The 9,484-nt window shown below is 71.4% G+C and carries 7 protein-coding genes; 2 read left to right on the top strand and 5 right to left on the bottom strand.

Translation table 11 applies throughout. From position 1 onward, the window contains the following. Window positions 1-233 (top strand): hypothetical protein (locus tag ACFXPK_RS31225; RefSeq protein WP_385080496.1); only part of this gene is annotated, 233 nt, incomplete at its 5' end. A gap of 81 nt (window positions 234-314) precedes the next feature. Here the strand turns inward: ACFXPK_RS31225 and ACFXPK_RS31220 are convergent. From ACFXPK_RS31220 to ACFXPK_RS31200, 5 genes are all read right to left on the bottom strand, one after another. Beyond that, the gene (locus ACFXPK_RS31220) at window positions 315-3,368 is read right to left on the bottom strand and encodes an alpha-mannosidase (RefSeq protein WP_385080494.1); all 3,054 of its coding nucleotides are present in this window, start codon (window positions 3,366-3,368) and stop codon (window positions 315-317) included. A gap of 106 nt (window positions 3,369-3,474) precedes the next feature. Beyond that, window positions 3,475-4,740, bottom strand: coding sequence for a glycosyl hydrolase (locus tag ACFXPK_RS31215; protein WP_385080492.1), 1,266 nt, complete (start codon window positions 4,738-4,740; stop codon window positions 3,475-3,477). Between the two features lie 58 nt (window positions 4,741-4,798). Then, window positions 4,799-5,659, bottom strand: coding sequence for a carbohydrate ABC transporter permease (locus ACFXPK_RS31210; RefSeq protein ID WP_385004951.1), 861 nt, complete (start codon window positions 5,657-5,659; stop codon window positions 4,799-4,801). After that, a complete protein-coding gene (locus ACFXPK_RS31205) occupies window positions 5,656-6,639 on the bottom strand; it encodes a carbohydrate ABC transporter permease (RefSeq protein WP_385004953.1) in 984 nt (327 codons plus the stop codon). Before ACFXPK_RS31205 ends, ACFXPK_RS31210 begins: the two co-directional genes overlap by 4 nt. Window positions 6,640-6,656: 17 nt before the next feature. Then, the gene (locus ACFXPK_RS31200) at window positions 6,657-7,949 is read right to left on the bottom strand and encodes an ABC transporter substrate-binding protein (protein WP_385004955.1); all 1,293 of its coding nucleotides are present in this window, start codon (window positions 7,947-7,949) and stop codon (window positions 6,657-6,659) included. 397 nt (window positions 7,950-8,346) lie between these two features. On the opposite strand from ACFXPK_RS31200, the gene ACFXPK_RS31195 reads away from it, so the two are divergent. Further along, complete coding sequence (locus ACFXPK_RS31195; protein ID WP_385080498.1) at window positions 8,347-9,363, top strand: LacI family DNA-binding transcriptional regulator; 1,017 nt, start codon at window positions 8,347-8,349, stop codon at window positions 9,361-9,363. Window positions 9,364-9,484 lie beyond the last annotated feature (121 nt).

The following is a 9,484-nucleotide window of genomic DNA, read 5'->3' as shown; positions in this document are numbered from 1 at the left end:
GCGCCCCGGACGCGCGCTCCGGGGCCCGCGCATATCGGGGGCGGGGGGCGGCCGTACGCGCGGCCCTGCACCACCCCGTCGGGGCGCCGCCGGCCCCGCCGCTGCTCGCGGCACCGATCGCGGAGGCGGACGCGGCGCTCACGGCGGCGGGCCTGGCGGGCAACGAGCGGACCTTCCTCGACCTGGTGTCCGCACAGGCGCTCGGCGGCGCGGGCCGGGAACGCCGCGGATGAGCGCCGACCCGGTACGAGCGGGCGGCGGACCCCGGTCAGGGGGTACGCCGCCCGCTCCTGCGTATCCGGATCAGCGGCGGATCAGCCGCGCGTCAGCCGCAGCGTGACCAGTTCGAACGGACGCAGCGACAGCAGGACCGCGCCGTCCGCCAGCTCCGGTGCGCCCGCGCCGTCCGCCGCGTCGGCCAGCGGCCGCTCCAGCAGATCGGTGACGGCGAGACCGGTGGCGTCGAAGCCCAGCCCGACGCGCGCCTTGGCCCGGCCGCCGGTCGCCTCGTAGAGCCGTACGACGAGGTCGCCGCTGGCGTCGTCGGCCAGCTTGACCGCGCTGACGACGACCGCGTCGTTGTCGACGGTGACCAGCGGAGCGACCTCCCCCGATCCGGTGAGCCGGCGCTCGGGCAGGTTGACGCGGTAGCCCTCCCGCACGGCGTCACCGATCGTCGCGCCCGGGGCCAGCGCGTGGCGGAAGCGGTGGACGCCCTGGTCGGTCTCCGGGTCGGGGAAGCGCGGCGCGCGCAGCAGGGAGACCCGGACGGTGGTGGTCGTACCGGCGTCGGACGCGCGGACCGTACGGGTCACGTCGTGTCCGTACGTCGAGTCGTTGACCAGCGCGACGCCCCAGCCCGGCTCCTCCAGGTGGACGAAGCGGTGGTTGCACGCCTCGAACTTGGCGGCCTCCCAGCTCGTGTTGGTGTGGGTCGCCCGGTACACATGGCCGAACTGGGTCTCCGAGGCGTACCGCTCCGCGTGGACGTCCAGCGGGAACGCGGCCTTGAGGAACTTCTCGGTCTCGTGCCAGTCGACCTCGGTGTCGATGTCGAGCCGCTTGGTGCCCGGCGCGAGGGTCAGGAGCTGGGTGACCGTCGAGGCGCCGAACGAGCGCACGATCCGTACGCCGACGGCGCCGCCCGCCGCGTCGTCGGGCCCGGTCCCGGTGAGCTCGTCGAGGTCCGTCAGATCGGTGACGGTGTTCCGGTAGAACTCGTCCACGTCCCACGCGTCCCACTGGTTGGGGAAGTCGGGGTGGATCTGGAGGAGGTTGGCGGCCTCGCCCGGGGCGACGGTCTCCCGCTCCGCGCTGACGTCGTACGCCGAGACGACCAGGCCGCGGGCGTCGATCTCGACCTCCAGCAGGCCGTTGCTGAGCAGGTACCCGCCGTTCTCGCGCTCCGTGAGCTGCGCGCCCGCGACGGCGACGGCCGGTCCCGCCGCGCCCGCCGCGACCCCGCCGCGCGGGTGCGGCGCCGCGTTGAAGACCAGGGACGTCCCGCCGGCCGGATCACCGGCGAGGGCGCGCTGCGCGGCGTCGACGATCCCGGTCAGCTCCTCGGCGACCTTCGCGTAGGTCTTCTCCGCCTCGCGGTGCACCCAGGCGATGGACGAGCCGGGCAGGATGTCGTGGAACTGGTGGAGCAGGACGGTCTTCCAGACCCGGTCGAGCAGTTCGTACGGGTAGGCGGCGCCGGTGCGGACGGCGGCGGTGGCGGCCCACAGCTCGGCCTCCCGCAGCAGGTGCTCGCTGCGCCGGTTGCCCTGCTTGGTCTTGGCCTGGCTGGTGAGCGTGGCCCGGTGCAGCTCCAGGTACAGCTCGCCGACCCAGACGGGCGGGTTCGGGTACTCGGCCTCGGCCTTGGCGAAGAACGCGCCGGGGGTCTCCCACTCGACCGTCGCCGAGCCTTCGAGGCTGCGCAGCCTGGCCGCCTTGGCGATCATCTCGCGGGTGGTGCCGCCGCCCCCGTCGCCCCAGCCGGTGGGCGCGAGCGAGTGGCGCGCGGCGCCCTTCTCCTTGAAGTTCTTCGCGGCGTGGGCGATCTGCTCGCCCGTCATGGAGCAGTTGTACGTGTCGACGGGCGGGAAGTGGGTGAAGATCCGGGTGCCGTCGATGCCCTCCCAGCGGAAGGTGTGGTGCGGGAACTTGTTGATCGTGGACCAGGAGATCTTCTGCGTGAGCAGCCACTTGGACCCGGCGGCCTTGATGATCTGCGGCAGCCCGGCGGCGAAGCCGAAGGTGTCGGGGAGCCACGCCTCGTCGTTCTCGACACCGAACTCGTCGAGGAAGAAGCGCTTGCCGTGCACGAACTGCCGGGCCATCGCCTCGGAGCCGGGCATGTTGGTGTCGGACTCGACCCACATGCCGCCGGCCGGTACGAACCGGCCCTCCGCGACGGCCTTCTTGACCTTGGCGTAGACCTCGGGGCGGTGCTCCTTGATCCAGGCGAACTGCTGGGCCTGGGACATCGCGAAGACGAACTCGGGCTCGTCCTCCAGCAGCGCGGTCATGTTGGCGGTCGTACGGGCGACCTTGCGGACCGTCTCGCGCAGCGGCCACAGCCAGGCGGAGTCGATGTGGGCGTGGCCGACCGCGCTGATCCGGTGGGAGGTGGCGGGCGCCGGGGTGGTGAGCACGCCGGCGAGCAGCTCGCGGGCGGCGGCGGCCGTGCCGTTCACGTCCTGGAGGTCGATCGCGTCGAGCGCGCGGCTGATCGCGCGCAGGATCTCCCAGCGGCGGGCGCCCTCCACGGGCAGCTCGGCCATCAGCTCGCCGAGCACCTCCAGGTCCTGGACGAGGTTCCAGACGGTCTCGTCGAAGACGGCGAGGTCCATCCGGGCGAGGGTGTACTGGGGTTCGCTGCCCGCGGTCTCCTTGTCGCCGAGCTGCGTGGGCAGGAAGGGGTGGTAGTCGAGGATCACCGGGTTGGACGCGGCCTCGACATGCAGCAGCACCTCTTCGCCGCCGGCGACGGGCGCCCCGATCCGTACCCACTGGTTGCGCGGGTTGAGGCCCTTCACCGGGGTGCCGTCGGGGCGGTAGACCAGGCCCTCGCACTGGAATCCGGGCATGTTCTCGTCGAAGCCGAGGTCGAGGATCGCCTCGACGGTACGGCCCGCCCACTTCTCGGGCACGGTCCCGGAGACCCGGAACCAGCTCGTGCCCCAGGGCGCGCCCCACCGGTCGCCGGCCTCGACCGGCTCGACGGGCCCGGCGATGCCCTCCGCCACGGGGACGGGCTCGCCCGGCGCGTGCCAGACGGCGACGTCGAGCGGGATCGACTCGGGGTGGACGGCGGGCCTGATGCGTTCGCCGAGGACGCGCTTGAGGCGGCCTTCGACGAGGGTGCGGTCGTCGTGCATGAGGGGTGCTCCTGAGGTGCGTGGGGTGCGTGGGGTGCCTTGGGTGCCGTACGTACGCGGTGTCCAGTGTGACCGCGTCGCCGGGACCCGACCGGCGCGGGGCCGGTCAGGGGACGTCGTCGGGGTGGACGACCTCCGTGATGGAACGGGCCGCGAGATGGGCGCTGTCCTCGGCGCGGCTCGCGAGGACGGCGGTGGGCCGGGCGCCCGCCTCGGTCAGGCGGGCGAACGCCTCGAAGAACGCGCCGCCGGGCGCGCAGGTGGCGCGGTCGGGCGCGGTGCTGTCGGAGTCCCCGACGTCGACGGCGAGCGCGAGGGTGCGGGGCGCGGGCGCGTACGCGCGCTCCCGCCACGCGGCGACGGTCCTGGCGAGGGCTTCCCCGGCCGGTTTGACCTTCCGGTCGTTGGTCAGCAGGCCGAGGCCGTACTCCAGTTCCGGGAAGTCGGCCAGGGAGCGCGAGACGTCGTGCGAGCACCACCAGGTGACGCCCCAGACGTCCTCGCAGTCCAGCGCGTTCGCGACGGTGGCCTCGGTGAACTCGGCGGCGTGCTCGGCGGGGACGAGCGGCGCGGGGGCGCCGACCTCCTGGAGCCAGACCGGCCGGTGCGGCTCCAGGGCCCACGCCTTGGACAGCTCGATCATGTACGCGGCGTGGTGCTCGGTGGCGGTGCCGGTACGGCCGTGGCGCTGCGCGGTGCCGTTGAACACCCAGGAGTGCACGGCCGTCACGGCGCCGATCGTGGCCGCGTGCTCGGGGGTGAAGGCGTGTCCGTCCTGGTACCAGGCGGCGTCGTACTCGGCGTGCAGATGGAGCTTGCCGGGCGCGCCCTCCTCGCACGCGGCGAGCAGGGTGCGCAGCCAGCTTCCCGCCTGGTCCGGGGTGATGGGGTCCGGGTCGGGGTGCGGCGGTCCCGAGAACTGGTTGATCTCGTTGCCGATGGTCATGCCGAGGAAGTTCGGCCGGTCCGCGAGGGCGGCGGCGAGCGTACGGAGGTACGCGGCCTGCCCGGAGACGACATCGTTGTCAGTGAACAGGTTCCGCCGGTGCCAGGTCTGGGTCCAGGCGGGCAGGAAGTCGAAGCTCGACAGATGGCCCTGGAGTCCGTCGACATTGACGTCCAGGCCGCGTTCGGCGGCGGCGTCGGCGAGCTGGACGAGCTGCTCGACGGCGCGGGGCCTGATCAGGGTGCGGTTGGGCTGGAAGAGCGGCCAGAGCGGGAAGACCCGGATGTGGTCGAGGCCGAGCGCCGCGATCGAGTCCAGGTCGGCGCGTACGTCGTCCAGGTCGAAGTCCAGCCAGTGGTGGAACCAGCCCTGGCTGGGGGTGTAGTTGACGCCGAAGCGCGGCGTCGGAGTGCTCGTGGGTGGCAACGTTGTCCTGCTTCCCTGCGGTGCGTGCGGTGGTGCGTGCGGTGCGTGCGGCACGGGGTCAGCCCTTGACGGCGCCTTCGCCGACGCCCCGGAAGAAGTAGCGCTGGAGGCAGGCGAAGAGCACGATGAGCGGGGCGACGGCGATGATGGTGCCGGCGGCGACCAGCCGGGGGTCCTGGGCGAAGGTGCCGTGGAGGTAGTTGAGCCCGATGGTCAGAGTGAAGTTCTCCGGGTCGCTGAGAACGATCAGCGGCCAGAGGAAGTCGTCCCACGCGCCCATGAAGGCGAAGATCGCGACGACGGCGAGCGTGCCCTTGACGGCGGGCAGCGAGATGCGCAGGAAGCGCTGCCAGACGTTGGCGCCGTCGACGAAGGCCGCCTCCTCCACCTCCGGCGGCTGGTTGAGGAACGCGTTGCGCATCAGCAGCACGTTCATCGCGCCGATGGATCCCGGCAGCAGCACCCCGATGAGGGTGTTGTTCAGGCCGAGGTCCCGCATGGTGGTGAACTGGGCGATGATGATGCCCTCGACGGGGACGAGCATGGCGAGGATGAACGCCAGCGTCGCGGCGGTGCGTCCCTTGTAGCGCAGCCGCGCCAGCGCGTAGCCGGCCAGGGCGGCGCCCACACAGTTGGTGATCACATTGGCGATCGCCACCTTGAGCGAGTTGAACGCGTACTCCCACACCGGGATGACATCGGCGACCCGCTCGTAGTTGTGCAGGGTCACATCGTCCGGGAAGAAGGTCGGAGGGTAGCTGTAGATGTCCTCCGTCGGGCCCTTGAGCGAGGTGGAGAGCTGCCAGAGGAACGGCCCGATCAGCACGGTGAGCATGACGAGCAGCAGGGTGTAGCGGAGCACGAGCTGCCAGGGCGCGATGCGCCGGCCGTCGGCGTCGGTGGTCTTCAGGATGGTCACGCGTCCTCCTTGCGGTCGGCGCGGAGCACCAGCAGCATCAGGGCGACGGTGACGACGAAGACGACCACGGAGATCGCGGAGGCGTAACCGACCCGGCCGCTCAGCCCGGTGCCGACCCGCTGGACGAGCATGACGAGGGTGGTGTCCTCGCCCGCGGGACCGCCGTTGGGGCCCGCCATCAGGTAGACCTCGGAGAAGACCTTGAAGGCGCTGACCGAGGAGAGCGCGGCGACGAGGGTCATCGTGGAGCGCACGGCGGGCACGGTGACGGTGACGAACCGGCGCACGGCCCCGGCCCCGTCGACGGCCGCGGCCTCGTGCAGCTCGCGCGGTACGTTGGCGAGCGCGGCCAGGTAGATGATCATGTAGTAGCCGAGGCCCTTCCAGACCGTGACGGCCATCGCGCTGAACAGCAGCAGCCACTGGTCGCTGAGGAATCCGACCCGGCCGACGCCGACGGCCTCCAGCACCGAGTTGACCAGTCCGCGGTCGTCGAGCAGCCAGACCCAGATGAGGCCGACCACCACGATCGACGCGACGACCGGGGTGTAGAAGGCGGAGCGGAAGAAGGTGATGCCGGGGATCTGGCGCTGGACGAGCATCGCCAGCAGCAGCGGCAGCAGGACGAGGGCGGGGACGACGCACAGGACGTACAGCGTGCTGTTGCGCAGGCCGATCCAGAACATGTCGTCGTGGATCAGCTCCCGGAAGTTGTCCAGGCCCACGAAGCCGCCGGGGAGGAGCGTCCGGCGGTCGGTGAAGGAGTTGATGAGGGTGCTGAGGAAGGGATAGAGACTGAAGGCGCCGACGACCAGCAGTCCCGGGGCCGCGAACAGCCAGGGACTGAGGGAACGTTGGCGCCGGATCCCGCGGACGGGCCCGCCGCGGGGCCCACGGCCGCCGGAGCCGGAGCTCCGGAGGGTGGGCCCCGCCGCGGCGGATTCCGGGGGAAGTGCCCGGGGGGCGGTGGAGCTTGTCATGGTGCGGGGCTCAGCTCTCAGCTCTGCTTGAGCAGACGGTCACAAGCCTCGACGGCCTGGTCGAGGGCTGCCTGGGGGCTCTGCTTGCCCTGGAGCGCCTTGGCGACCTGGTTGCGCAGCTCGGTCTTCATCTGCTCGCTGAACAGGACGGGCGTGTAGTTCTCCGCCTTCTTCAGGGACTTGGCGGCGGCGATCCGGACGCGGGTCTCGTCGGTGCCGTCCTCCTTGGTGAAGTACGGGTCGTCCAGGGAGCCCTTGGTGCTCGGGAAGATGGCGACCTGCTTGGCGAAGGACATCTGGCGGGTCGCGTCGGTCACGAAGTGGGCGAAGGCGACGGCCGCGGGCTTCTGCTTGGTCTTGGAGTTCACCATGACGCCCATGACGTACATGTTGACCTTGCCGGTGTTGCTGATCTGGTCCGTGATCCCGATGTTCTTGTACAGGTTCGGGGCGTTCTTCTTGAAGTTCTCCAGGTCCAGCGCGCTGCCCGGGTTCATGGCCACGGACTCGGTGAGGAACTTGGTGCCGGAGGACTCGGGGGTCGCGGTCAGCGCCTGGGAGTCGAGCGCCTTGGCCTCGAAGAGCTTCTTGTACTCGGTGAGCAGTTCGACACCCTTGGCGTCGTTGAAGGAGAAGCCGGTGCCTTCCTTGTTCATGAGCTGGACGCCGTAGCGGCCGAAGTCCTCGATGGTGGGCACCTGGGCGAGCGTGGCGATCTTGCCGTTGCTCTGCTCGGCCAGCTTCACGCCGTCCTTGAAGACCTGGTCATAGGTGGTCGGGGGGTTCTCGGCGTCGAGACCGGCCTCGGTGAACAGGCGCTTGTTGTAGAAGGTGGGGCCGGTGTTCAGGTACCAGGGGAAGCCGTACGTGCCCTCCAGGCCCGGTATCTGGTGGCTCTTCCAGGCGTCGGGCAGGTACTCCTTGCCGTACGCGGCGGCCGTCTTGTCCTGGTCGAGGTCGAGGGCGAGACCGGCCTTGGCGAGCGGGGCCACCAGGTCGGGGGAGATGTTGACGACGTCGGGGAGCGTGCCGCCCGCCGCGTCCGCGCTGAGCTTGTCGGCGTAGCCCTCGGCAGGCCGGTCGACCCACTTCACCTCCGTGTCCGGGTACTCCTTCTCGAAGTCCTTGATGACTCCGTTGAAGTAGTCCTTGAAGTTGGCCTGGAGGTTCCAGGTCTGGAAGGTGATCTTGCCCTTGATGGCGCCCGAGGCGTCGGAGGACTCGTCGTCGGATCCTCCGCCACAGGCACTGAGGGGCAGGACAGTGGCGAGAACAGCGGCGAGGGCGACTGCTCTTCGGGAGATGCGCACGGTGAACGGCTCCTTCTGCTCGGACCAGGCGTGCGGTCGGCGAGCCGGAGCTTCGGCGCCCCGACTCCTTATGCCCAGCAGACCTTGCAATGTGCGTGCGTGAAAGTCAACACATTCTCGTCACAAACTCAGCCGGAGTTGGTTTCGCCGCAGGTCAGAGCGGTTATTACGGCTTAGTTGCGACGCAGCACTAATGCGCTTTAGAATGCCGCGACTCAAGCGCATTAGTCCGGGGTCCAGATGGCTCGTCCGTTACGGCAGGAAAAGGGGTACCGGGGTGACAGGGAAGCAGCCGTCCACCGAGGGCCCGGGGCCCGCCGCGTCCGGCCGGGCCCTGGACAGGCCGGCCGTCACGGATCCGCCGCAGGTCCGCCGTACACCCGCGCGCCGTCCGACGATGAAGGACATCGCCCAGCGCGCCGGGGTCTCGGAGAGCGCCGTGTCCTTCGCCCTCAACGACCGCCCCGGCGTCTCGGAGGTCACCCGCGCCCGGGTCCGCCGGGTCGCCGAACAGCTCGGCTGGCGCCCCAGCACCGCCGCCCGCGCGCTCTCCGGCGAGGGCTCGGCCACCGTGGGCCTGGTGCTGGCCCGGCCGGCGGCGTCCCTCGGGGTGGACTCGTTCTTCCTGCAACTCATCTCCGGCATCCAGGAGATCCTGTCAGACCGTCAACTCGGCCTGCTCTTCCAGGTGGTGGAGGACGTGTCCGCCGAGTGCGCGGTCTACCGCCGCTGGTGGGCCGAGCACCGGGTGGACGGGGTCCTGGTCGTCGACCCGAGGACCGACGACCCCCGGCCCGGGGTCCTGGACGAGCTGGGGCTGCCCGCCGTCGTCATCGGCGAACTGCCGGACGGCGACCCGCGCCCCTACCCGGCGCTCTCCCGGGTACGGGCCGACGACGCGGGCGCGATGGCCGCCATCGTGGGCCGGCTCCACGAGCTGGGACACCGCAGGATCGTCCATATCGCCGGGCTGCCCTCGCTCGCCCACACCGAGCGGCGCATCCGTTCGCTGCGCGCCGAGGCGGAGCGGTACGGCCTCACCGAGGTGCGCTCGCTGACCACCGACTACTCCGACACCCAGGGCGCGGCGGTGACCCGCCGGGTGCTGGAGGAGGACCGCCCGCCGACGGCCCTGATCTACGACAACGACGTGATGGCGGCGGCCGGCGCGGCGGTCACCGCCGGGCTCGGGCTCACGGTGCCCGGCGATGTCTCGGTCATCTCCTGGGAGGACTCGGCGCTGTGCCGGCTGGTCCGCCCATGGCTGACGGCGCTGTCCCGGGACTCGGTCGCGTTCGGCCGGATCGCCGCGCGCGAGCTGGCCGCGCTCCTCGACGGCGGCGCGGCCCGTGCCGTACAGGTACCGCTCCCCCGGCTGATCGAGCGCGAGAGCCTCGCCCCGGGCCACGGCTGAACGGTGGGGGCCCGGGGGGGGGCGCCCCCGGGGGGGGGGGGGGGGCGGGGGGGGGCCGGGGGGGGGGGGGGGCCGCCCCGGGGGGGGCGGGGGGGGGGCCGCCCCCCGGCCCCGCCCGCCC

It is taken from the genome of Streptomyces sp. NPDC059142, assembly GCF_042755665.1.
Classification (GTDB): Bacteria; Actinomycetota; Actinomycetes; order Streptomycetales; family Streptomycetaceae; genus Streptomyces.
Note: the sequence above shows the minus strand (reverse complement) of the source record. Positions and strands in the feature narration are given on the sequence as shown.